The sequence below is a fragment of the Chryseobacterium gwangjuense genome (assembly GCF_021311115.1).
Taxonomy (GTDB): Bacteria; Bacteroidota; Bacteroidia; order Flavobacteriales; family Weeksellaceae; genus Chryseobacterium; species Chryseobacterium gwangjuense.
The window spans coordinates 139332-165036 of record NZ_JAJTNP010000001.1; the positions used below are offsets into that span (position 1 = coordinate 139332).

Annotated in this window: 19 protein-coding genes; 14 read left to right on the forward strand and 5 right to left on the reverse strand. The window is 33.5% G+C overall.

All coding sequences use genetic code 11. The annotated features are described in order from the left end of the window. Window positions 1-67 precede the first annotated feature (67 nt). The 5 genes from LV842_RS00590 to LV842_RS00610 all read left to right on the forward strand — a co-directional run bounded on the left by LV842_RS00590 (window position 68) and on the right by LV842_RS00610 (window position 5319). The gene (locus tag LV842_RS00590) at window positions 68-889 is read left to right on the forward strand and encodes a GLPGLI family protein (protein WP_233109518.1); all 822 of its coding nucleotides are present in this window, start codon (window positions 68-70) and stop codon (window positions 887-889) included. A 116-nt stretch (window positions 890-1005) separates the two neighbouring features. Then, window positions 1006-1641 (forward strand): 16S rRNA (guanine(527)-N(7))-methyltransferase RsmG, encoded by a 636-nt coding sequence (gene rsmG, locus LV842_RS00595; protein ID WP_233109519.1) that lies wholly within the window; start codon window positions 1006-1008, stop codon window positions 1639-1641. Between the two features lie 35 nt (window positions 1642-1676). Beyond that, on the forward strand, window positions 1677-2084 hold the full coding sequence (locus LV842_RS00600) for a hypothetical protein (RefSeq protein WP_233109520.1): 408 nt from the start codon (window positions 1677-1679) through the stop codon (window positions 2082-2084). 5 nt (window positions 2085-2089) lie between these two features. Next, entirely contained in the window at window positions 2090-2629 is a 540-nt protein-coding gene (locus LV842_RS00605; RefSeq protein ID WP_233109521.1) for a DUF922 domain-containing protein, read from the forward strand. After that, the gene (locus LV842_RS00610; protein ID WP_233109522.1) at window positions 2626-5319 is read left to right on the forward strand and encodes a PD-(D/E)XK nuclease family protein; all 2694 of its coding nucleotides are present in this window, start codon (window positions 2626-2628) and stop codon (window positions 5317-5319) included. The genes LV842_RS00605 and LV842_RS00610 overlap by 4 nt, the downstream gene beginning before the upstream one ends. A 237-nt stretch (window positions 5320-5556) precedes the next feature. Here LV842_RS00610 and LV842_RS00615 read toward each other — a convergent pair whose 3' ends face one another. The 3 genes from LV842_RS00615 to LV842_RS00625 form a co-directional block, all read right to left on the reverse strand. Beyond that, a complete protein-coding gene (locus LV842_RS00615; protein WP_233109523.1) occupies window positions 5557-6735 on the reverse strand; it encodes an acyl-CoA dehydrogenase family protein in 1179 nt (392 codons plus the stop codon). A 102-nt stretch (window positions 6736-6837) separates the two neighbouring features. Next, a complete protein-coding gene (locus LV842_RS00620; protein WP_233109524.1) occupies window positions 6838-7632 on the reverse strand; it encodes an NUDIX hydrolase in 795 nt (264 codons plus the stop codon). Window positions 7633-7648: 16 nt separating this feature from the next. After that, complete coding sequence (locus LV842_RS00625; protein ID WP_233109525.1) at window positions 7649-8842, reverse strand: MFS transporter; 1194 nt, start codon at window positions 8840-8842, stop codon at window positions 7649-7651. 178 nt (window positions 8843-9020) lie between these two features. On the opposite strand from LV842_RS00625, the gene LV842_RS00630 reads away from it, so the two are divergent. From LV842_RS00630 to LV842_RS00655, 6 genes are all read left to right on the forward strand, one after another. Next, window positions 9021-11924 carry a SusC/RagA family TonB-linked outer membrane protein gene (locus tag LV842_RS00630; protein ID WP_233109526.1) on the forward strand — a complete coding sequence of 968 codons (2904 nt, stop codon included), beginning with the start codon at window positions 9021-9023 and terminating at the stop codon, window positions 11922-11924. 12 nt (window positions 11925-11936) lie between these two features. After that, window positions 11937-13472 carry a RagB/SusD family nutrient uptake outer membrane protein gene (locus LV842_RS00635; protein ID WP_233109527.1) on the forward strand — a complete coding sequence of 512 codons (1536 nt, stop codon included), beginning with the start codon at window positions 11937-11939 and terminating at the stop codon, window positions 13470-13472. Window positions 13473-13476: 4 nt separating this feature from the next. Beyond that, window positions 13477-14907, forward strand: a complete 1431-nt coding sequence (locus LV842_RS00640) for a glycoside hydrolase family 30 protein (RefSeq protein ID WP_233109528.1) — start codon at window positions 13477-13479, stop codon at window positions 14905-14907. Between the two features lie 3 nt (window positions 14908-14910). Next, complete coding sequence (gene bglX, locus LV842_RS00645) at window positions 14911-17133, forward strand: beta-glucosidase BglX (RefSeq protein ID WP_233109529.1); 2223 nt, start codon at window positions 14911-14913, stop codon at window positions 17131-17133. Window positions 17134-17524: 391 nt separating this feature from the next. Next, the gene (locus LV842_RS00650) at window positions 17525-18328 is read left to right on the forward strand and encodes a glycoside hydrolase family 16 protein (protein ID WP_233109530.1); all 804 of its coding nucleotides are present in this window, start codon (window positions 17525-17527) and stop codon (window positions 18326-18328) included. Between the two features lie 98 nt (window positions 18329-18426). Continuing rightward, on the forward strand, window positions 18427-19866 hold the full coding sequence (locus LV842_RS00655; RefSeq protein ID WP_233109531.1) for a glycoside hydrolase family 30 protein: 1440 nt from the start codon (window positions 18427-18429) through the stop codon (window positions 19864-19866). Between the two features lie 132 nt (window positions 19867-19998). Here the strand turns inward: LV842_RS00655 and LV842_RS00660 are convergent, their stop codons facing one another. Continuing rightward, on the reverse strand, window positions 19999-20808 hold the full coding sequence (locus LV842_RS00660) for an enoyl-ACP reductase FabI (RefSeq protein ID WP_233109532.1): 810 nt from the start codon (window positions 20806-20808) through the stop codon (window positions 19999-20001). A 265-nt stretch (window positions 20809-21073) separates the two neighbouring features. On the opposite strand from LV842_RS00660, the gene LV842_RS00665 reads away from it, so the two are divergent. After that, window positions 21074-21631 (forward strand): DNA-3-methyladenine glycosylase I, encoded by a 558-nt coding sequence (locus LV842_RS00665; protein ID WP_233109533.1) that lies wholly within the window; start codon window positions 21074-21076, stop codon window positions 21629-21631. A gap of 29 nt (window positions 21632-21660) precedes the next feature. After that, window positions 21661-22521, forward strand: coding sequence for a hypothetical protein (locus LV842_RS00670; protein WP_233109534.1), 861 nt, complete (start codon window positions 21661-21663; stop codon window positions 22519-22521). Window positions 22522-22563: 42 nt separating this feature from the next. Here LV842_RS00670 and LV842_RS00675 read toward each other — a convergent pair whose 3' ends face one another. Continuing rightward, window positions 22564-23418: a nucleoside phosphorylase gene (locus LV842_RS00675; protein ID WP_233109535.1), complete on the reverse strand. Its 855-nt coding sequence runs from the start codon at window positions 23416-23418 to the stop codon at window positions 22564-22566. 272 nt (window positions 23419-23690) lie between these two features. Here LV842_RS00675 and LV842_RS00680 point away from each other — a divergent pair, with 272 nt between their 5' ends. Beyond that, the gene (locus LV842_RS00680; RefSeq protein WP_233109536.1) at window positions 23691-25517 is read left to right on the forward strand and encodes a cytochrome-c peroxidase; all 1827 of its coding nucleotides are present in this window, start codon (window positions 23691-23693) and stop codon (window positions 25515-25517) included. Window positions 25518-25705 lie beyond the last annotated feature (188 nt).

Sequence of the window (25705 nt, forward strand, 5' to 3'; positions counted from 1 at the left end):
TTTTTTTGAATTTTAATCACTAGATTTGGAGATATTATGAATATTAATTGATAAAAAACATTCGAAAATGTATAAAATTTTATTTTTATTACTGACTTCTTTTTGCTCGGCGCAGAGCTATCGTTTTGTGTATGAATACAAAATGAAGCCGGATCATAAAATCGATTCTCTTGTTACGGACTATATGAATCTAGATTCAGATGGAAAGAAATCTTATTTTTACAACGCTGCAAAGTATGAAAGAGATTCTGCTTATAATAGTACTAAAGACAATGCTGTGCTTTACAACGGTAAGAAATACGACCAGAATCTTGGGTATATTGTTGGAAAAGAATATGCTCAAAAAAGTGTAAAATTTTATGATAAATATAAAACGGCCAATTTATTAGTGAATGAAAAGGAACCTCAGAAATGGAATATTGAAAAGGAGTTTTTAAAAATTAATAATATAAGCTGTCAAAAAGCAACAACCAATTACAAAGGAAGAGTTTGGGAAGCCTGGTTCAGTAAAGAATATCCGATTAATGACGGACCGTATAAATTCATAGGTCTTCCGGGGCTGATTGTAAGTCTTAAAGACAGTGAAGGCAATCATGCTTTTAATTTAATTCAAATCAAAAAAATCAAGACCGTTTTTGCGTTTTTACCCAAAAATAATAAGGAAATGAGCTGGAAGGACTATAGGAAAGCCATAATGACCTATACTCCCAATTTGGCTGATGATATAGAAAGTATGAGTGTCGAAAAAAATGTAGGAGTAATAAATCTTCAGTTTAAAGATGGATATGTAGGGAAATTTGATATTGAAAAATTGAAAAAAAACGGTAATATGGATGCTGAAATTGCCAGAATACTTAGGAAAACCAATAATCCGATCGAAAGAGAATAAAAATAAATGAAAAGGCTGTCAGTTGATGGTCTTTTTTTATGAAATGGAGTCAGGTGAGATTTAAATATTTGAACAAAGCCAATAAAAACTTATTTTTGCAGATTATAATAATTTATATGTCTACATCGTTACTATTAAAATATTTCCCTGATCTTACTGAAACGCAGATTGAACAATTTTCCAAACTGGAAGGGCTTTATACTGAGTGGAATGAAAAAATAAATGTGATTTCCAGAAAAGATATGGAGTCTTTGTATGAAAAACACATTCTGCATTCTTTAGGAGTTGCTAAAATTATGGAATTTGCTCCGGGTACAAAAGTGTTGGATATAGGAACGGGAGGTGGTTTTCCGGGAATTCCTTTGGCAATATTATTTCCTGAATCAGAATTTACCTTAATAGATTCTATCGGGAAAAAAATCAGCGTTGTAAATGCTGTTGCAGAAGGAGTCGGACTGAAGAATGTAACCGCCATTCATGGAAGAGCAGAAAAGCTGAAAGAAAAGTTTCACTTTGTAGTAAGCAGAGCCGTTACTCAAATGCCGGAATTTTTAAGATGGCTGAAAGGAAAGTTTGAAAAAGAGCAGTTCAATGCAAAACATAATGGTGTTCTTTATTTAAAAGGGGGTGATCTTGCGGAAGAACTTGCAGGGCTTAAATGTGAGATTTTTAATCTTAAAAACTATTTTGAAGGAGAGTTCTTCGATACAAAAAAAGTAGTTTACCTGTCAAAAGGCAATTTTAATTCGTAAATTTATATTTCCAAATCAAAATTAATATAATTGCTATGAAAAAGTTTATAAACATTGGTGTTTCTATGGTAGTATTAGGATTAATTTTGACATCATGTAACGATGACGACGACTATCAAACCATAGAATCAGTAGACAAAATAAAAATTGATAGTGTAAAAATCATTAATGATACCATGGATGTTTTTACGATTCAAAGCATTAAAACGTATTCTGCCTATCAATCTAATTGTGAAGGGTTTTATGGCTATGATTATATTCATGATGATAATGTAACCAGAACGGTAACGGCGTATAAATTTACCACAGACGGAGCTTGTGAACCATCCAAAAAAACTATTGCAAGCCAGATTAATTTCAGCCCGCAACAAACTGGAACTTATACTTTAAAATTCTGGAACGGAGGAAATACTTGGATTACCAAAACAATTGTAGTAGAGTAAATAAAATGTTGAAATTCATTGTTGTATTTTGTTCTTTACTCTCCATTCAGGCATTTGGTCAGAAAATAAGTTGGAGAGAAGATCTTAAACTTAAATGGGAAAATTTTCAAAGCCCGATTAACGGAAGAACTAACTCTGATGTAGTGGCTTATACCCATTGCGGATGGGAATATTCTGTGATAAAATCCAGTAATCCCAAAGCATCGATTGAATTTAATATTGAAACAATATTTAACGAAGATAAATCCTGGAAAGACACGAAAAGAATCAATGATTATGTGCTTTTACATGAACAAAAACACTTTGACATTGCTGAAATATTTGCCAGAAAATTAAGAAAAGAAGTTAAAGAAAAAATTAAAACATCTTCTGATTACGATAAATATTTTAAAGGGATTTATAACAAGATTTCAAACGATTATAAGAACTTTCAGATTACCTACGATAAAGCCACTGATCATGGTATAAATAGAGAAAAACAAGCAGAATACAACGAATTAATATCTTCCGAACTGGAAAATTTAAAAAACTTTAAAACCTCTTGAAGTTCCTCAACAAAATTATTAACGAATTATTAGCTCAAAGTTCTGATCTTTCCGAGTTTAATATTGTATTGCCGGGAAAACGTCCCATCGTTTTTATCAGAAGTATTTTAGAGGAAAATAACTATTCAGGGTTTTTACCCAATTTTTTTACGGTAGAAGAACTTATTAATCAAATTGCAGATAAGCAGCCTATTCAGGGGATTTCGTTGTGGCTTTTTGCTTATGATGTATACAAAAGTCTTAATCTGATTCCAAGAGACAGTTTTTCAGATTTTTTAAAATGGTTTCCTACGTTGCAGAAAGACTGGGATGACATTTTAAAGTTTTCTGAAAGCGATCAGACTGTGTTGCAATATATGTTCGATGAAGAACGAATTAAAGACTGGGCACAGGATTTGGGAGAAGATGATGATGTTCCCAGAAAAAAGTTCTTAAATTTTTGGAAGAATATGAATGTTTTTCTTCCGGTTCTCAAGCAGAAATTGCAGGAGAAAAACTGGGCTACTTCTGGAATGATTCACGAAACGGCAAAAGCTGAAATTGATCATTTTGCTAAAAATACGAAGGAAAAGTTTGTTTTTTGTGGTTTTAATGCCTTTACTCCGGTTGAAGAAAAGCTGGTAAGAAGTCTTTTACAGTGGGATAAAGGGCAATGTTTCTTTCAGGCGGATCATTATTATTTTGATGATGAAAGACAGGAAGCGGGGAAGTTTTTACGAAATCATAAAACCTGGAAAGAATTCAACGATCACAGAGCTTTTAACTGGATTGAAGATGATTTTAACCAGCCCAAAAACATAAAAGTATATGAAGTTTCAGGAAACATTACCCAAACGAAGGTTTTGCCTGAAATTTTTAAGGAAATAGAAAATAAGACTTATTCCAATACAGCGGTTGTACTTCTGGATGAGAATTTGCTTCCGGCAAGTTTAGATGTGATGTACGGAGTTCCAAATCTGAATATTACAATGGGGTTTCCATTGAAAAATCTTTCGTTTTCTAATGCAGTCAAACAGCTTTTTTACCTTCAGAAACAGCTTGAAAAGAACAAATCTTCTTACTATTATCGCGATGTTTTTCCTATTCTTGAAGAACTTCCGAAATCTACTGAAGATGAATTGGTGATCAATCAATTTAAAGCTAAAGTAGAGGAGAGGAATATCGTTTACATATCAAGAAAACTATTGCAGGAACTTTTAGGAGAACTTTCTTATTATAACTTGCTGCAGAAAGCAGATTCTACGACTGTTTATTTAGATTCTTTAATTGATTTTTGCAAGAAAGTAAAATGGTTGGAAATAGATGATATACAATATGAAAACGTATCTCACTTCGAGAATTCCTTTAGAATTATAAAAAACCAGCTGAGTCCGTATGATTTTGAAATTACGATGGAAACATTGGAAGTTTTAATCAATCAGCATATCAATTCTGAGAGTATAGATTTTCAGGGAGAACCCTTAAGAGGACTACAAATTATGGGGCTTTTGGAAACCCGTTTGCTGAATTTTGAGAATGTCATCCTGCTTTCGGTAAATGAAGGGAAGTTGCCACTCGGAAACTCTCAGAATACCTATATTCCGTTTGATATCCGAAAGTTTTTTGATCTTCATACGTTTTTAGAGAATGACAGTATTTATGCCTATCATTTTTATCGTTTGATTCAGGATTCCCAGAATGTGCATTTGTTGTTTAATGCACTGAGTTCGGGAGTGAATTCAGGAGAAAAAAGCAGGTTTATTACTCAGATCGAAATGGAGAGTACTCATAGCATTGAACATTTAATTATTGAAAATTCATCCGAGCCCATTATAACCGAACCTGTTGAGTTTATAAAAACACCTGTAGTCTTAGAGAAACTCGAAAAATGGAAAGAAAAAGTTTCGGCTTCACACCTTACAAGTTACCTGTACAATCCTGTTGATTTTTATCTTTCCAAGATTTTAAATACTTCCGAAAACGATGAAATTGAAGAAGAATTATCCGTTAAAAATTACGGAAATCTGGTACATTATACCCTTCAAGAAGTATATGAGGTTTTAAAAGGTAAGGTATTAAAAGAAAATGATTTAAAAGATTCAATTAAAGGGATAGATAAATATATTAATATTGCGATCGATAAGCTGAAACATCAACCTGAATTCTATGAAAAAGGAATGAACTTCATTCATAAAGCTATTGCTAAAAAAGTGATTGAAAGTATTCTGAATTATGATCTTGATCTGGTAAAGAAAGGTAATAAACTGGAAATTTTAGATATTGAAAAACGATTTGAAAATGTAGATTTCTATCTGGATGAATCTCAAAAAATATCATTATTTGGATTTATTGACCGAATCGACCGATTAAATGGAACCTTAAGAATTATTGATTATAAAACCGCAAAAATCAAAAACCTGATCGTCAAAATTGATCAGGACAATGTTGAAGAATATTTTCATAACAGCGATCGAAAACAAGCTTTACAGCTGTGCATTTATCAATATGTGGTACAGAATCTTCCTGAGTTTTGGGGACTTCCGATAGAAACGGGAATCTGGAGTTTTGCAGAAGCTAGAAAAGGGGTGGTTTCTCTGCAATTTGAGAAGGGAAATATTGATGATGCCATGAAATCTATTAAAAGTTTAATTGAAGAAGTTCTGAATCCGGAAATTAACTTTATTGAGGAGATTAAAACGTATTCAAATTGATTTTGAATATTAGTGAGTTATTTTAACGCAAAGGTAAATTTTTCACTGATTATATTTAAAGGAGCAAAGAATGAATCAACAAGTTGATTGGATGAAGCTTCCGATATAGCTTCGCGAAGCAATTTATTGCCTTTGCTTTCTGAAAATAAAAATAATACTAATTATTCTTTGCGTTTAAACAAAAAGAGCATGACTAACGAATGATCATGCTCTTTGTATATTTTAGACTTTTAGCTTTTAAAATGCATTGATTCCTGTAATATCAAGACCCGTAATCAGTAAATGAACATCATGAGTTCCTTCATAAGTAATTACAGATTCTAGGTTTGCAGCGTGTCTCATCATTGGGAATTCTCCCATGATTCCCATTCCACCAAGGATTTGACGAGATTCTCTTGCGATATCAATAGCCATTTTCACATTGTTTCTTTTTGCCATTGAAATCTGAGCAGGAGTTGCTTTGTGGGCATTTTTAAGATTTCCTAATTGCAGGCAAAGTAACTGAGCTTTAGTAATTTCAGTTAAGAATTCTGCTAATTTTTTCTGTTGCAACTGGTAAGAACCGATTGGTTTTCCAAACTGTTTTCTTTCTTTAGAATACTGAACAGCAGTACAATAGCAGTCGATAGCCGCTCCAATTACACCCCAAGAAATTCCATATCTTGCTGAATTTAAACAAGATAAAGGTCCTTTTAATCCTGTAACTCCAGGAAGTAAATTTTCTTTCGGTACTTTTACGTCATTGAAAACCAATTCGCCCGTTTTTGAAGCTCTTAAGCTCCATTTATTATGAGTTTCCGGAGTGGTGAAACCTTCCATTCCTCTTTCAACAATTAATCCCTGAATTTTTCCTTCTTCATTTTTAGCCCAGATTACGGCAATATCGCAAAGCGGAGAGTTGGTAATCCACATTTTGGCACCATTTAAAAGATAATGATCTCCCATATCTTTAAAATAAGTCTCCATAGAACTCGGATCCGAACCATGATTAGGCTCTGTTAATCCAAAAGATCCAATCATTTCTCCGGATGCTAATTTTGGTAAGTATTTTCTTTTTTGTTCTTCAGAACCAAATTCATTAATCGGGAACATTACTAAAGAACTCTGTACAGAAGCCGCAGAACGAACGGCAGAATCTCCTCTTTCCAATTCTTGCATAATTAATCCGTAAGAAATCTGATCAAGACCAGAACCTCCATACTCAACCGGAATATAAGGACCCAATGCTCCCGCTTTTCCCAATTCTCTCATTAAGCCGGGAATATCTGTATGATTTTGAGCAGCGTGATCTATCTGTGGCATTACAAAACTTTCTACCCATTCTCTGATCGATTGGCGTATAAGTTTGTGTTCTTCGGTAAGTAAGGCATCTATTCCGTAGTAATCTGGAATGGATGTAAGGGGATAATATGACATTGTAATTTAATTTTTCTAAAAATAGTACTTTTCGCTATTCCAGAAAAATTTTTTTTAAATGCCTTTTGATAATTGATTTTTTAAACTTTTTGAAAGACAAAATCAGACCTCATCATCCTTATCATTTGAGATAGGGTATTGGTTGGGAGAATTATGAACCTTAGTTTTAAATTTATACAGATATGGCGCTTTGTTCGCAGAGCCGTCATAGAGTTTTTCCATCCTGTCAAGAATATTAAGACTCAATATTTTACGCTGAAAATTATTTCTTCTGAACTTTTCTCCTAAGATGGTTTCATATAGAGACTGCAGATCTTTCATAGTAAACTTTTCAGGTAGTAAATTACTTGCTGCAACTTCAGTGTTGATATTCATTCTCAGGTATTCGAGCCCAGTTTCTATAATTCTGTCATGATCGAATGCCATTTGAGGAAGATCATTTACCTCAAACCATTCACAAGTTTCATTAAAAGCATCCGGAAATGTATTGGCAAGGGAAAAATCGATCAAACTACAATAGCCTACTGTAATAAATCGTTGGAAAATCCAATGGTCTTTCGGAATCTCAATCCCCTTATTTTGAAGCAAAATCTGGTGTACATTATTTTCAGTACGATCAATTCTTCCGAAGGTATGGAACTGTTTTAGAAAAATATCCTTCAGATGTGTTCTTTCAAACAAAACACGGGCTGCCGCTTCTCTGAGATCTTCATCATTAAATACAAATCCGCCGGGAAGAGACCACAAATTAAGATCATGGTACTTTAAAAGCAATACTTTCAGGATATTATTATGAAAACCAAATATGGTGCAATCTACAGATATATGAGCTACAAAGTCTTTTGTATCAATGAGTTCCTGAAGGTTTTGTTTGTTTTTTGTGTCTTTGATTTTCATGGATGTAAAAATAAAATTATTTTTCTAATGTTTTTCTACTTGTCTTAAAATACAGTAAACTTATTGAAAACAAGACTAGTACAGCAAATAAAATATAGACTGAATAGTAGTTGAGTAACTGGTTTCCAAATAAAATTGACATCATAATCGAACTGACAGAACTGCCTAAAGAAGAAAAAATAACGATTAACGAAGTAAAAAGATTTACTTTTTCTTTATCAATCTGGGGAATCATTTTTGAATTGATAACCGGATAAAGCGGTGATAAGAATAGACCGATTACAGGAAATAAAAACAACAAGATTCTTGAGTTTTCTGTGCCTAAGAACTGTATTCCAATAATAATGGATAACACAAAAACAATCAGTATAAGACACAGAACATAATATTTTGATAAAGAGAACCTGTGGATAATTTTAGAGGTAATCATTCTTCCTACATAAGAGAAAAGAGCCAGGAAAGAGGAGGCCTGAAGAGCGAAAAAGGAATTGACTTTTAAATGGTTTTTATAGAAAGAGGGTAACCATGAATTAAAACTTTGTTCAACAAAAACGATTGAAAAAAGTACGAATAAAAATATAACAATCAGCGGATTAATAAATTCTGAAAGTTCTTTAATCAGGTTTTCTTTTTCTTTTTTTACAGGTTCAGCAATTTCAAGCCGTGAAAATAAAAAAATTGTCACTGCACATAATGCTGAGATTAAGAAGAAGCCAAATTTCCAAAATTGAGAAAACTGACTTGAAATAATCCATCCAAACCCTGTATTCACTACAAAAATCCCGATCATAAAGGAAGCTTCCACACTGTTCATTGTTTTTGCAAGGGATTTTTCATCCGAAATATTATTACGGATTACCCCAAACACACATATTTTACCAATGGCAAAACAGGTCCCAATAATGGCAAACCAAAGTTTATAAAACCAGAATACTTCTACAAAAGGTAAGATGATGGAGCAGATTCCCACAATACTCAAAGCTAAAATCAAAGATTTTTTTGTTCCGAACTTACTGATAAAGTTAACAGCGAAAAGTGAAATAAGGGCAACCGGAATATCTTTAAATGACTCTAAAAAACCCAATTTATCATACGTGATTTTTGCTTCTGAAAGTTGTAGAATTACAATGCCCATACAGTTTAAGACCATTGAAAAAATCAAGAAAGTCAGTTTTAACGGAAGTGAAATTTTAGACAGCTTAGTCGTCATTTTGGGGATTTATTTAATTCTGTTTTACAAAAAAGCATCGTTTATTTTAATAAAAATTATGCCTTTGAAGTCCCAAAAATAAACGAAATATTAAAATAGTTATTAATAAAATGTTAATTATTTAAAAAAAAATATATTTTTATTGTCTCAATTTGAGAATTAAAAAAACTAACTGTATATGAAGGTAAAAATATCAAGAAGTTTAGGGTTGATTGCAGCACTTTATTTTACTGCAAATTTCAGTGCCCAAAACACGAAGAAAGACACTCTTCCTAAGGAGCAAAAAATTGAGGAAGTGGTAATGATCGGTTATGGTACTCAGAAGAAGAGTAATGTAACGGGAGCGATCTCGAGCTTAAAAGCTTCGGACATAGAAGATATTCCTGCAGGAAAACCGGAGCAAGTTCTTCAGGGGAGAGCAGCGGGAGTTACGGTAATATCTAATTCAGGTCAGCCCGGTTCTAATGCAACAGTACGAGTACGTGGTATAACAAGTTTTGGAGCAGGAAGTAATAACCCTTTATGGGTGGTAGATGGTATTGTTGTGGACAATATCTCCTGGCTAAATCAGTCCGATATTGAGAGTATGGAAATACTTAAAGACGGTGCCTCTGCTGCTATTTATGGTGTTTCTGCTGCAAAAGGGGTAATTTTAGTTACGACTAAAAAAGGGGTTAAAGGAAGACTGAATTTATCATATAATGGTTTTTATGGTTTTGGAAATGCTTCTAAAAAATTGGACCTTCTTGATGCTACACAATATGCTACCATTATTAATGAAGGGTTTACTAATGATGGAAAACCTGCAAGATTTTCTAATCCGGCACAATTTGGAAAAGGTACGGATTGGCAAGATTTGATTTTTAATACTGCAGAAAGAACTTCCCACGAATTTAGTATTAGTGGAGGAAGTGACAAATCTACATTTTATACTTCATTTGGCTACTATGGACAAGAGGGTATTGTAATGAGTGATATTTCTAATTATAGAAGAATCAGTGCGAGATTTAATTCAAATCATAAAGTACTTGATTGGTTAACTATAGGACAGACTTTTTCTTACACTAATAATAAAACAAAAGGCATTAATGCAAATGGAGAATTTGGTGGACCTTTGAGTTCTGCTATTAATTTAGATCCGACAACTCCAGCAATTGTAACAGACTGGTCATTGGTAGATCCAAACAATTATACCAACCAATATATTGTAAGAGATCCTAATGGAAATCCTTACGGGATTTCTCCATATGTTAACCAGGAAATGTCTAATCCTTTAGCTTTCAGATATACACAGCAAGGAAGATACAGCTGGTCTGATGATTTTGTTGCTAATGCCTTCGCGGATATGAAGTTTTTCAAACATTTTAATTTTAAATCAAGCATAAACGGAAAACTTTCATATTGGGGAAATCAAGGATTCACTCCTAAGTTTTATTTAAGTCCAACATATAGTAATTTAGGATTTAACAGTTTATCTAGAAATACTAATAAAAAATTGGAGTGGAGTTGGGAAAACACTATTAATTATCAAAATAGATGGGGTAAACATAATTTGAATGTTCTTTTGGGACAGGGAGTTTATGAATATAATATTGGGTATGGTGAAACTGTGACGCATACTAATTTACCTGTAGATAATTGGGAGGATGCTTCATTTAACTTTGGTCTTCCTAGGGAAAACAAAATTGTAGATGCTTATGATGGTATTCAAACAAATAAAACCTCTTATTTTGGAAGGGTTATTTATGATTACGCAAATAAATATTTATTTACCGGAACGATGCGTAGAGATGCGTCTTCAAGATTTGGAAAAAATAAGCATTGGGGAAACTTCCCATCAATGTCATTAGGATGGAATATTTCAAATGAAGAATTCTGGCCAGAAAATAAGATTGTTAATAATTTTAAACTGAGAGGGGGATACGGAGTTTTAGGAAATGATGAGTTTGAGAACTTTATGTTTGCTAGCTTTATGACATCAGGAAGTAATTATACAAATGGAAATAATGCAATTATTACAGGATATGCACCTGTAACATTAGAAAACCCTGATCTTCATTGGGAAGAAACATCACAACTTAATATTGCTGCAGATATCAAATTTCTCAAAAATTTTAATTTAACTATAGATTGGTATAAAAAGAAAAGTACAGATATCCTTCGACAAATTAGTATTCCTGGATATGTAGGAGTTACAAAAAACCCTTGGGCCAATGTAGGAGATATGAATAATACAGGAGTTGAAGTAAGTTTAGGGTATAATAAAAAATGGTCTGATTTCGGAATTTCTGTAAATGGAAATTTTGCATATCTTAAAAACGAAGTGATAAGACTTGAAAATGGAAGGAAATTTATTGATGGTCCAGGTTTTCAATCTATGGGGCCGGTTTCCAGAGCTCAAATAGGTATGCCATATGGTTCTTTTTATGGGTTTGAATATGATGGAATTTTCCAAAATCAAGCAGAGATTGATAATTATAAAAATGCTAACGGAGGGCTTATACTTCCTGGAGCAAAACCAGGAGACTTCAAATGGAAAGACCTTAATGGAGATGGAAAAATTGACGATGATGACAAGACGTATCTAGGTAATTCTTTACCAAAATATACTTATGGACTTACTTTAAATCTTAACTATAAGAATCTTGATTTTATGATATTTGCCCAAGGGCAGGCTGGAAATAAGATTTTCCAAGGTTTAAGAAGGCTAGATATGCTTGATGCAAACTACCAAACAACAATTATGGATCGTTGGACAGGCGAAGGAACGTCTAATACTACTCCTAGGATCACAAGAGAAGATACAAACGGGAATTTTTCTAGAATGTCTAATTACTATTTGCAAAAAGGGGACTATTTAAGAGTTAAATTGATTCAGTTGGGTTATAGTTTGCCAAAAGAAGTTTCACAGAGCCTAGGAGCTAGCAAGATTAGATTCTATATTACTGCTGAGAACTTACTGACGTTTACAAAATATACAGGTTATGATCCTGAGATCGCAGCAGGAGATGACTTCGGAATAGATAGGGCGTATTACCCTCAAGCTAGATCTTTCTTATTTGGAGCTAATATTCAATTCTAAATTTTATTAAAAATGAAAAATAAAATATATAAAAGTTTAACATTAATTTTGTTATCAGGACTAAGTTTAACAATAACATCCTCTTGTAATAACGATTATATTGAAGAAGTTAAAAATCAAGGTGCTTTTGATACTTCAAATTATTTTGCAAATGAAGAACAATCTTTTAGTGCATTAGTTGGTGTTTATGACATCATGAGAAAATATGCAGGAGGTTTTGAAAATACAGTAACATTCTTTAACGCTGCTTCAGATGATTTTTATGCTGGAGGAGGAAGTTCTACTGATGGAGCAGGTATTCAAGGGTTTTCTAATTATACTATTAATAAAAATACAGTTCCATTAAGTTATTGGAAAGATTTTTATCAAGGAATTGCGCGGGCAAATCTTGTAATAAAAAGAGTTCCTGATGCCTCTATGGATAATGCAATAAAAAATAGATTTATTGCCGAGGCTAAAACATTAAGGGCCTTATATTATTTTGAACTCTTGAGAATGTTTGGGAATATTCCATTAATTCTTGAACCAGTAAAGGCAAGTGATGATTTTTATAATATTCCGCAAGCTTCACCCGCTACTGTTTATTCACAAATTGAAGCAGATATATTATCTTCTATTTCAAGTCTTCCAATGACTGTTTCGGGAGCAGATAGAGGGAGAATTACCCAAGGGAATGCAAGAGCTATTCTAGGTAAAATCTATCTTTATGATAATAAAAAAACTGAAGCTGCTGCACAATTTGCTGAAGTCAATGGTACACCGGGACAAACAAGTCAATATGGTTATCATTTAATAGCAAATTATGCAGATCTGTGGAAGGTTGATAATAAATTTACAACAGAATCGATCCTTGAAGTGATGCATACTAATCAAGGAAGTTCAGATTGGGGATTTTGGGGGCAAGGAAATGATGAGGGAAATTCTATTTGTATCATGGTAGGATTGAGATCTTATACTCTTAAAACAACTACACCGAATAATGATGCACCTGATTTAGTTTCTGGTTGGGCTTTTAATACGGTTACAGAAGATTTGTTTAATTTTATGCAAGGAGATCCGCGTCTGGGTACTAGTATTTTAAATGCAAAGAAATTAGTACAAGAAAATAAAATTACTTATTCTCCTGCTTATAAAGATACAGGGTATTTCTTAAACAAATATTTACCAAGAACAGCAGACAAAACTAATTTGCCGGGTCCTGTAGAACTAAACTTCCGTCAGAATTATATAGCAATAAGACTTGCAGATACTTACTTAATGGAAGCTGAAGCACTTGGTGGTACAGGAGCAAGAGCTCAGGCTTTATTGGATGCAGTAAGAGCGAGAGTAGGATTGGCTTCGGTTCCAGTTTCTATACAGGCAATTAAAGATGAAAGGAGAAGAGAGCTTGCAGGGGAGGGGCACAGATGGTTTGATCTTGTTAGATGGGGAGATGCTTCTGCTAAGCTAGGATCAAGAGGATTTACAGCAAATAAAAATGAAATACTGCCAATTCCTTATAATGAGTTAGTAAATACAGCTTTAAAACAAAACCCAGGCTATAATTAATCACATGAAACTTCACGGTTTATATAGTTTCTTTTTAAGAAGTACTGCACTGCTATTTAGTGGTGTGGTACTTTTATCTTTAACGTCATGCAAATCAACGGTAAATACCAAAGGGCAGGTTCAATCTTGGCTGACAAAAGGAGATGAGAGCATAAAATTAAAGCAACAATTGCCGCTGGTTTTTGTAACTACACCCAATAACTTTCAGAATATTGAAATTGATGATACTCAGAAGTTTCAATATATTGATGGATTTGGATTTACATTAACAGGAGGAAGTGTTGAAGTAATGAATCGTCTTTCTCCTACGAAAAGAAAGGCTTTGCTGAATGAACTTTTCGGAAAAGGAGAAAACTCTATTTCCTTAAGTTATTTAAGATTAAGTATTGGTGCATCCGATCTGGATAGCGAAGTTTTTTCTTATAATGATTTACCTCAAGGAGAAACCGATCTTACATTGTCAAAATTCAGTTTGGAAAGAGATAAAGATCTGATTGCAATGCTTAAAGAAATCTTAGCGATCAATCCAAAAATTAAAATCATTGCCGCTCCTTGGTCACCACCGGTTTGGATGAAAGATAACGGAAGCTCAAAAGGCGGAAGTTTAAAACCTGAATATTATGATGTATATGCAAAATACTTTGTAAAATATATACAGGGAATGCAGAAGGAAGGCATTACAATCGATGCGATCACTCCGCAGAATGAGCCTTTACATCCGGGAAATAACCCGAGTTTACTGATGCCCTCGGATCAGCAGAAAGATTTTATCAAACAAAGTTTAGGTCCAGTTTTTAAATCCAATACGATCAAAACCAAAATTGTGGTTTATGATCACAATTGCAATAAACCTGAATATGTAACGAATATTTTAAGTGATTCGGAAGCTGCAAAATACATTGACGGTTCTGCTTTTCATTTGTATGAGGGTGATATTTCTGCTTTATCTACAGTGCATAATGCTTTTCCGGATAAAAATGTATACTTTACAGAACAATGGACGGGTGCTAAAGGAACTTTCAATGAAGATCTGAATTGGCACACCAAAAATGTAATTATCGGTTCTATGAGAAATTGGAGTAAAATTGCTTTAGAATGGAATCTTGCGAATGATACAGAGTATAAACCACATACTCCGGGAGGCTGTACAGAATGTAAAGGTGCCATTACCGTTTCGGATAAAGAAAATTTCACCAGAAATGTAGGATATTATATCATTGCACATGCTTCAAAATTTGTTCCTGCAAACTCTCAGAGAATCTCGTCTACACAAACAGATCTGCTTTCAACAGTGGCTTTCAAAACTCCTGACGGAAAAACAGTTCTGATTGTTCAGAATTATAGTAAAAATGACGAAAATTTTAATATTAAATACAAACAGAAAACCGTTCCGGTAAGTATTACAGGAAGTTCGGTTGCTACTTATATATTTTAAACTATGAAAAGACTTTATTTCATATTAGCATTTACAGTATTCGGAATTAATGCATTCGGACAAAAGACCATTGATCAGAAAGTTTCTGAATTGTTATCGAAAATGACACTGGAAGAAAAAGTAGGACAATTAGTTCAGTACAGTGGTTTTGAATATGCAACAGGTCCTCAGAATTCTAATTCTGCAACTGTTTTAAATGAAATAAAGCAAGGTAAAGTAGGTTCCATGCTTAATGTGGCAGGAGCTGAAGAGACCAGAAAGTTTCAGGAATTAGCTTTAAAATCAAGATTAAGAATTCCTTTATTGTTTGGCCAGGATGTTATTCATGGATACAGAACAACATTTCCTGTGAATTTAGGCCAGGCTGCAAGCTGGGATTTAAGATTAATAGAAAAATCTGAGCGAATTGCGGCGACAGAAGCTTCGGCTTATGGAATTCACTGGACTTTTGCTCCAATGGTTGATGTTGCGAGAGATCCGAGGTGGGGAAGAGTCATGGAAGGCTCGGGTGAAGATACCTATTTGGGAACACAGATTGGCTTGGCAAGAATCAAAGGTTTTCAGGGAAAAGGTCTTGGAAATCTTGATGCCATTATGGCTTGTGCAAAACATTTTGCGGCGTATGGAGCAGCAGTTGGCGGAAGAGATTACAATTCCGTTGATATGAGTTTAAGACAATTGAACGAAACGTATTTACCTCCTTTCAAAGCAGCTGCAGAAGCTGGTGTAGCGACTTTCATGAACTCTTTTAACGATATTAATGGAATTCCTGCAACGGCAAATAAATATATTTTAAGAGACCTATTAAAAGGAAAATGGAATTATCAAGGTTTTGTGGTTTCGGATTGGGGAAGTATCGGAGAAATGGTTCCTCACGGATATGCAAAAGACAATAAAGAAGCTGCAGAAAAAGCCATTCTGGCAGGAAGTGATATGGACATGGAAAGCCGTGCTTATATGGCTGAACTTCCAAAATTGGTTCAGGAAGGAAAAGTGGATACGAAATTAATCGAGGATGCAGCGAGAAGAATTTTGATTAAAAAATTTGAAATGGGATTATTTGATGATCCTTACAGATTCAGTAATGAAAAAAGACAGAAGGAACAATTAAATAATCAGGAAAACAGAAAATTCGGAAGAGAATTTGGTTCAAAATCTATTGTTTTGCTTAAAAACGAGAAGAACATTCTACCGCTTTCAAGATCAACAAAAACGGTTGCTTTAATTGGTCCCTTTGGAAAAGAAACTTCTGCCAATCACGGATTTTGGTCGATTGCCTTTAAAGATGATAATCAAAGAATCATCACTCAATTTGATGGAATTAAAAATCAATTAGACAAAAATTCTACATTATTGTACGCAAAAGGCGCTAATGTTGATGATCAGGATAAATCGATGTTTGCAGAAGCTGTGGAAACTGCTAAGAAAGCAGACGTTGTCATCATGACTTTAGGGGAAGGTCACGCCATGAGCGGTGAGGCGAAAAGTAGAAGTAATATTCATTTTTCGGGAGTTCAGGAAGATCTTTTGAAAGAAATTGCAAAAACAGGAAAACCGATTGTTTTAATGATCAATGCAGGAAGACCTTTGATTTTTGATTGGGCAGCGGATAATATTCCGACAATCCTATACACTTGGTGGTTGGGAACGGAAGCAGGAAATTCTATTGCAGATGTTCTTTTCGGAACCATAAATCCGGGAGGTAAGCTTCCTATGAGTTTTCCTAGAACTGAAGGACAAATTCCGGTGTATTACAATCATTATAATACAGGAAGACCTGCAAAAAATAACACGGACAGAAATTATGTTTCTGCCTATATCGATTTGGATAACGATCCGAAATTTCCGTTTGGTTTTGGTTTAAGCTATACTCAGTTTAAATATGCTGATATGAATTTGAGTTCAACGAATCTTAAAGGGAATCAGGCTTTAAATATCAGTGTAAATGTTACCAATACAGGAAATTACGATGGGGAAGAAGTTGTGCAATTGTACATCAGAGATCTTTTCGGAAAAGTGGTAAGACCTGTGAAAGAATTAAAAGACTTCCAGAAAGTTTTCATTAAAAAAGGAGAAACTAAAACCATCACGTTTACTTTAACTCCGGAAAATTTGAAATTCTATGATGATGAGGTGAATTTCGATTGGGAATCCGGAGAATTCGATATCATGGTCGGAACCGATTCTCAAAATGTGCAAACAAAAAGAATTAATTGGTCAAAATAAATAATAGTTTACTTACTAAAAGCGGGACAAAACCCGCTTTTGGCGGTAAAAGACATTGGATTTTAAATAAACTGAGTCTTGTCATTCTGAAAGAAGCGAAGCGTAGTGAAGAATCTTTATTATTAACTAGATTCCTCGTTCCTCTGAATGACAAACTTTGAAAATAAGTTATTATCCCTTAATTTTAGTTAAATTTTTAACCGCAAAGATTTAGAAAATGAGAAAACATTATTTTAAGGAGCAAAGATTGAATCATTACAATTGATTTTATAAAGTGAGCTTAATCAGCAACTTTGTTGCAAGTCTTAGTTTCTTAAAATCAAAAAAAATGTAAATAAAAACTTTGCGTTAAAAAAAATAAAATAAACACAGAAAACTCCAATTTTTAAATATGAAATTCCCAACTATCACTACTATCTTAATCGGAGGAAGTTTCCTTTTTTCTGTTTTAAATTGTGCTTCAAACCAACCGGATTCAAGCAGAAAACTGATTTGGAATGATGAATTTAATAATAAAGGATTACCCGACTCATCCAAATGGAATTATGATGTTGGAGGTCATGGTTTTGGGAATGAAGAGGCTCAGTTTTATACAAAAGAACGATTGGAAAATGCGAGAGTGGAAAAAGGAAATTTAATCATTGAAGCCCGAAAAGAAAACTGGGAAGAAAGTAAATATACTTCGGCAAGACTTCTTACGAAAGGGAAATTTTCGTTTCAATACGGAACAGTCGAGGTGAGAGCAAAACTTCCCAAAGGTCGTGGAACCTGGCCTGCCATCTGGATGCTAAGCGAAGATTTGAAACAATGGCCTAATGACGGGGAAATAGATATTATGGAACATGTGGGATACAATCAGGGATTCATTCATGCTTCCATTCACACAAAAAATTACAATCATCTAAAAGCAACACAAAAAACTGATACGTTAAAAGTAGATGATGCCAGTGAGAAATTTCATGTCTATAAAGCCGACTGGACTCCGGAAAAAATTGATTTTTATATTGACAACCAAAAATTCTTCTCTTATGAGAATGAAACCAAAACCTATGAGACCTGGCCTTTTGATAAACCGTACTTTATCATTTTAAATTTGGCTGTTGGAGGATTTTGGGGCGGAAAAGAAGGAATTGACGATACCATTTTTCCTCAGAAATATTACATAGATTACGTAAGAGTCTATCAAAACAAATAATGCACATCACTAAATTCCCCTCCTCTGGAGGGGTGGATAAATTTTCACTAAAAATTTAGACGGGGTGGTTAAACATAAAGAAAAAGAAGAAGAAATAAATGAAAAAGCTAATTGTAAGTTGCTTTGTAATAGGTATAACCTTCAATGCAAATGCACAAAATTATTGGAAAAAGAATGCAGGTAAAACAGCAAAAGTCTATGTTACCAATTCTAAAACCAATGAGAAAATGGCAGACAAAGGGACTGTGAAATTTGAAAAATTTGGACAGCCTAAAGAAACGGATGCGTGTATTTTCGTAGATCCGGATTTTAAATACCAGAAATTGATAGGAATTGGAGGAGCCATTACAGATGCTGCTGCTGAGACTTTTTATAAAATGCCTAAGGATAAACAAAAAGAAATTCTTGAGGCCTATTACGGGAAAAATGGGTTAGGCTATACTGTTGTCCGCACCAATATGAACTCATGTGACTTTTCAAGTGATTCTTATACCTATATTCAAGATAATGATTTTGCTTTAAAAACGTTTAATGTCGCTCATGATGAAAAATATAAGATTCCATTGATTAAAGAGGCTCAAAAGGCAATCGGGAAAGATTTTACATTTTATTTTTCACCCTGGAGCCCGCCTGCCTGGATGAAGTCTAATCAAAGTTTGTATAAAGGAGGAAGATTAGAAAATCAGTATTATCAGACATGGGCAGATTATTATATTAAATTCATCAAAGAATACGAAAAAAGAGGAATCACTATTTGGGGATTGACAGTTCAGAACGAACCTATGGCAACACAGAGTTGGGAATCTTGTATCTATACGGCTGAAGAAGAGGGCGATTTTCTGAAAAATAATTTAGGACCAACGCTCTGGAAAAATGGGTATAAAGATAAAAAAGTAATGATATGGGATCATAACAGAGATTTAATTTACCAAAGAGCGACAACAACTTTAGGAGATCCGGAAACCGCAAAATTTGCGTCAGGAATCGGATATCACTGGTATGAAACATGGAATAACAAGACTCAGCTTTTCGATAATCTAGCCGAGACACAAAGAGCTTTCCCTGATAAGTTCTTAGCTTTTACAGAAGGTTGTAAAGAACAGTTTGACCTTTCTAAAATTTACGATGTAAAACTAGGCGAATTATATGGCAGAAACATGATTAATGATTTTAATAAAGGAACTGCTTTATGGACAGATTGGAATGTACTTCTTGATGAAACCGGAGGTCCAAATCATGTTGGAAATTTCTGTTTTGCCCCGATTATTGCGGATACAAAAACTGGAGAAGTTCATTATACTTATGAATATTATTATGTGGGGCACGTTTCAAAATTTATTAAGCCCAATGCACAAAGAATCGGAAGTTCATCCAATAGAGTTGCTTTAACTTCAACCTCTTTTATGAATGAAAACGGACAGTTAGTTACCGTGATCATGAACGATACAGATAATGACATCGATGCCAATTTGTGGATTGAAGGAATGGCAACCAAACTTGCTGCACCTGCACACTCTATACAGACCGTAATCCTATAAACTTCATATTAATATTATTTTTTAAGAATCGGCGGAGCCAAAGGCTCCGCCGATTTGATTTTATTACATGTTTTCAATAAAAAAACCGAAGCAATGACTTCGGTTTTATATATTATTGAAAGAATAATTAAATTATTCAGCATCATATTTACTGATTACTCTCTGAGTAACTCCTGAACTGCTGAATCCTCCATCATGGAAAAGGTTCTGCATTGTTACTTTCTTAGTAAGATCTGAGAAAAGGGTAACACAGTAATCTGCACATTCAAGAGCGGTAGCATTTCCTAGCGGAGACATATCTTCAGCATATCCTAAGAATCCTCCGAAACCTTTCACTCCGCTTCCTGCAGTAGTCATTGTTGGAGACTGAGAAACAGTATTTACACGTACTTTTCTTTCTCCCCAATAGTTTCCGAATGTTCTTGCGATACTTTCAAGATAAGCTTTGTTATCAGACATATCGTTATAATCAGGGAATGTTCTTTGAGCCGCAATATAAGTAAGCGCCAAAATACTTCCCCATTCGTTCATACAGTCTTTTTCCCAAGCCACACGCATTACTTTATGGAAAGAAACCGCTGAAATATCCCAACCTTTTTCCAACCAATCATAGTTCATTTCTGTATAATGTTTTCCTTTTCTCACATTAATAGACATTCCTATAGAGTGAAGGATAAAGTCGATTTTACCAAATTTTGCTGTTGCAGCATCAAAAAGTTTTTCAAGATCCTCAATAGAAGTAGCATCTGCACCAATTACTTCAGATCCGGTTTTTTCTGCTAAACCGTTAAGTTCGCCCATTCTCAAAGCGATAGGAGCATTAGATAAGATAAACTCAGCACCTTCTTCATGACATCTTTCTGCAACTTTCCATGCGATTGATTGTTCATTAAGGGCTCCAAAAATAATTCCCTTTTTGCCTTTAAGTAAACCGTATGACATAATTTTTTAATGTTTATTTACCTACAAATGTAGCAATAATTTGTGTTTAGAACATAATAAAAAACGAAGCCTTCTATAAAAAGACTCCGTTTTTCTTGAAAATATTTATATAACTGAAATTTTTAATTTGTTTACATCATTTTGCGCTTACTTATTTTATAAACAAGAACTATTCCTAAGATCATAGTATGATGTTAAATTTTTCATAAACTTTTGTTATCTTTTTACAATGAATACTATCTTTAAGTTAAAAAAATAAACAGCTATGGAGAAAATACGTTGTGGATGGTGTGAAAAAGATGATGTGTACAGAAAATATCATGATGAAGAATGGGGAAAACCTGTATATAATGATGAAACGATTTTTGAGTTTTTAATCCTGGAAAGTTTTCAGGCGGGATTGAGCTGGTATACCATTCTTTCAAAACGAGAAAATTTCAGGAAAGCTTTTGATAATTTTAATTATAAGAAAATTGCGAAGTATTCGGATGAAAAAGTAGAAGAGCTTATGCAAAACTCTGGAATCATAAGAAACAGACTGAAGGTTTTGGCGACGATTACCAATGCTCAGAAATTTCAAGAAGTTCAAAAAGAGTTTGGAAGTTTTTCAAATTATATTTGGGGATTTGTAGATGGAAAACCCATTGATAATAACCCCAAAACACTGAAAGAGGTTCCTGCCACAACAGAAATTTCAGATACGTTATCAAAAGACTTGAAAAAAAGAGGATTTAAGTTTATGGGGTCTACTGTTGTTTACGCACATATGCAGGCGACAGGAATGGTGAATGATCATGTGGAAGGCTGCTTTTTGAGAGGCTAGAAAACATAAATTTTCTTACTTTAGCGAGTATGAAGAAACTTTATTATCTGGGAGCAGCACTCCTTATTTTTAGCTCATTCAATGCTCAAAATAAAAAGAAAGATGCAGAATTTATTCCTGTAGAAATCACTAAAGAAAATGGAGAAACAGAAAATGTTCTGTTAAGAGGAGTGTATTCTCCCAGACACGAATCTTATGTGGGAGTTATAGGCCAATCATATAAACCTAATAGCATGTATCCGATGAATCTCCACTTTGAATATAAAAATATTGAAGATATTGATGAAGAATCGGATAAGAAACCTGAAATTAAAAAAATTAAGTTTAATGATTTAAAGAAAATTAGAGTTTTAGATTATCAACAAGGTGATATTGTAGGTTATGAAAAGCTGAAAATTCTGGAATTTGATTCTGATATGAAGCTTGGACATAAGAATTATGAAATTTTGGCTCCTATTCTTAATGAAGGGAAAATCAATATGTATGGTTTTGATTTATATATTAATAATTTTTACATGTCAACGTTGATTTATTTAAAAAAAGATGGAGATCCTTACGCGGTAATGCCGATTGATTATGATAGAAATTCAATTTTAAAAATGAAAGCATCCAGCGAGCGTTTTATTAAGAGTTTAAGACAAATAGGAGGGAAATGTACACCGTTTTCGAATTATATAGATGAACTTGAAAAGAAATTTGAAAAAGAAAGCGTTACTAAGGAAATGGCAAGAGGATCTTGGGAATATTCTAAAAAAGTAAGGAATGAAAATAAGGAAACCAATGTACCGCTTTCAAAAAGAAGAAGAGAACTAGATAAAGGAAACCACGATTATACAGTCAATTATATTCAGGAGGTTATTGATGTGTATGAAAAAAATTGTTCTAATTAAAAAAGAGGCTTTTCAAATTTGAAAAGCCTCTTTTTTAATTTATTACTTTATAATTCTCTCTAGCACCCATTCAATCAGATTCTTTTCAGAAGTATGATGGTCTGCCGAGAATTCTCCTCGTCTTCTGTTGGCAATTACATTATTTACCGTGATCGCTTTGTGTCCTAAAAGTTTAGATAAAGCATAAATCGCAGAAGTTTCCATTTCGAAATTGGTCACTCCAAGATCATTTAAAGTTTCCAAAAATTTATCATCTACTGCTTTTAAACGAAGCTGTCTTCCTTGTGGAGCATAAAATCCCGGGAAAGTAGCTGTATTTCCATGGTATTTCGCGTCTTTATACAGTTCTCCTAATTCTTCTGCCCAATCGGCGAAATAAAGCATTGGTTTGATTTTAGGATAAGGGAATTGTTCTAAGAAGTTTTTAGAAAACTCGTTCTCAAATTCATAATCCTGATAAAAATGCATCAATCCGTCTAATCCCACAACATTTTGAGTCACCAACATATTGTCAACCTGAACATCAGGATTTACACTTCCGCAGGTTCCCATTCTGAATAATTGAAGCGCAGAATGCTCCGTCTTAAATTCTTTGTTTTTAAGATCAATATTTACCAAAGCATCAAGCTCGTTCATCACGATATCAATGTTCTCTGTTCCGATCCCTGTTGACATTACCGTGATTCTTTCTCCTCTTAACGTTCCTGTATGAGTATAAAATTCTCTTTTATTTTTTTTGACTTCTACTTTGTCAAAATATTTTGAAACTTTTGCCACACGATCCGGATCTCCAACCAGGATGATCTTTTCAGCAATGTCTTCAGGTAAAAGATTTAAGTGATACACACTTCCGTCTTCGTTCAGAACAAGTTCTGAAGCTGCAAGTTTATTTAGCATAAATAGGTTTTTATAGTTTAAATTGTGATTTGATTATATTTATTTTAAAAATCCTCCCCAAATATCCCTTCATCATTATTTTAAAAACATGGTCGATAGAGAAATCGACCGCTTAGTATAATGAATTTTGATTTCGGGGTTTAAAATTAATAAAAATTCTTTTATGGAAGAGTTTGTTTCCTATCTTAATCTCTTCTAAAAATGTAAACATTAGTTAATCCAAATTTAAAATTGTCGTAATCTGGGGTCAATAGCTTTGTCGCTAAAAATTCATGAGATCCTATCCATTACTTATTGTAATCCTTTTGATTGGTTTTGCAATAATGTCATTCAATCCTACACATAAAGGAATTGAAACTGAAAATACCTTTATTAATAGAGGGTTAAGCGATTTTAAAATAAATCTTGACCATTTAAAATCAGGTGCTTATCAATTTTCTGAGGATAAAATCTCTCTTGCGGAACTTCAAAAAACATTAAAAGAAACAAGAAATTCTTTCAAAGAAATAGAATTTTACGTTGCCTATCATTATCCTGAATTTACAAAAACTCACCTTAATGCAGCTCCATTATTTCACATTGAAGCAGCGGGAACAACGGCTTATACACTTCCTCCGGAAGGTTTGCAGGTCTTGGATGAACTGGTTTTTTCTGATGAAGCTGCAGAACAAAAGGAGAAAATTAAAACGATCACAGATTTTTTATATAACAGTTATGCCAATTTTTATCTGAGTGCTGTCAAAAATGGTATTAGTAAAGGAAATAACAAGACTTTACCATTAAGAATTGAACTGATCAGAATATACAGCTTGGGAGTTACCGGTTTTGATACTCCGGGTTCATTGAATATTTCCGAAGAAGCTAGCCATGCTTTTTTAGGAATGAAAAGATACATCAATGACGATTTATATTTTAAAAACTATAATGTTGAAAAAGCCAATGCAATCTTAACGGAAGGAATTGAATATTTGTCTAGAAATACAGATTTTGAAACCTTTGACAGGATAGAATTCTACAAAAAGTACATTCAGCCTTTATACGAGGAATTGGGAAAATGGGACGGAAGAAACGATGATCTGAAAGAGTTTTCAGGATGGAATATCAATAATAAAAACTTGTTCAGTAGCGATTTTTTAGATCCTTATTTTTATACTTTATTAAAGCAGAATGAAGACAATGAAGAACTGAGAAAACTGGGAAAAGAGATTTTCTATGACCAAAACCTGAGCAGCAATGGAAAAATGAGTTGTGCAACCTGTCATTTATCGGAGAATGCGTTTACCGATTTAAAAACAAAATCTCAGAGTAATGTCGAAGGAAAAACCGTGCTGAGAAACTCGCCGTCTTTATATAATGCTGTTTTCGCGAAAAGGTTTTTCTATGATTTAAGAGCTTTTTATCTTGAACAGCAGGCAGAACATGTGATTTATAATGAGGATGAATTCAATACAAGCTATGAAAGCATTATCCAAAAATTAAAAACCAAAAAAGAATATAAGAAAGCTTTTAAGGCTGCTTTTAAAAACGGAGCAGTCAATAAAGAAAATTTTTCTAAAGCGTTAAGCTCTTATGTGGCATCATTATATTCTTATGAAAGTGATTTTGATAAATTCATGAGAAACGAGAAAGAAATTTCTTCTGATGCAAAAAAGGGATTTAATTTATTTATGGGAAAAGCCAACTGTGCAACGTGTCATTTTGCTCCGAACTTCTCAGGATTGGTTCCGCCGTTTTTTAATGAAAATGAATCTGAGGTTTTAGGAATTACCAAACAACCAATCAGTCAGAAACCTTTGGAACTTGACACCGATAAAGGAAGAATAAACAGCCCTGTAAGAAAAGAAAATTCATGGATTTACGAAAATTCTTTCAAAACAGTAACGGTAAGAAATATTGCTTTAACAAAACCTTATTTCCATAACGGAGCTTTTAATACACTGGAAGAAGTTTTGGACTTTTACAATGGAGGAGGAGGAGAAGGTTTAGGGTTAAAAATGAAAAATCAAACTTTAGCTCCCGATAAGCTGAATTTGACCCAGACAGAAATCAAACAGATTATTGCCTTTCTGAATTCATTAACAGATGTGAGCAAAAAATAAGAATTAATTTATCAGTTTTTATAATAGCGACAGCCTGCATATTCATTTGAAATGCGGGTTGTTTTTATTTAAAAAATCACTTTGTATAGATTTAATTAATACTTTGTTAACCTGATTAACATTAGGTTTTCGATTAATTAATATTGAGTAAGATTTATTTAAAGTCATATTAATAGAGGGTTCACAGC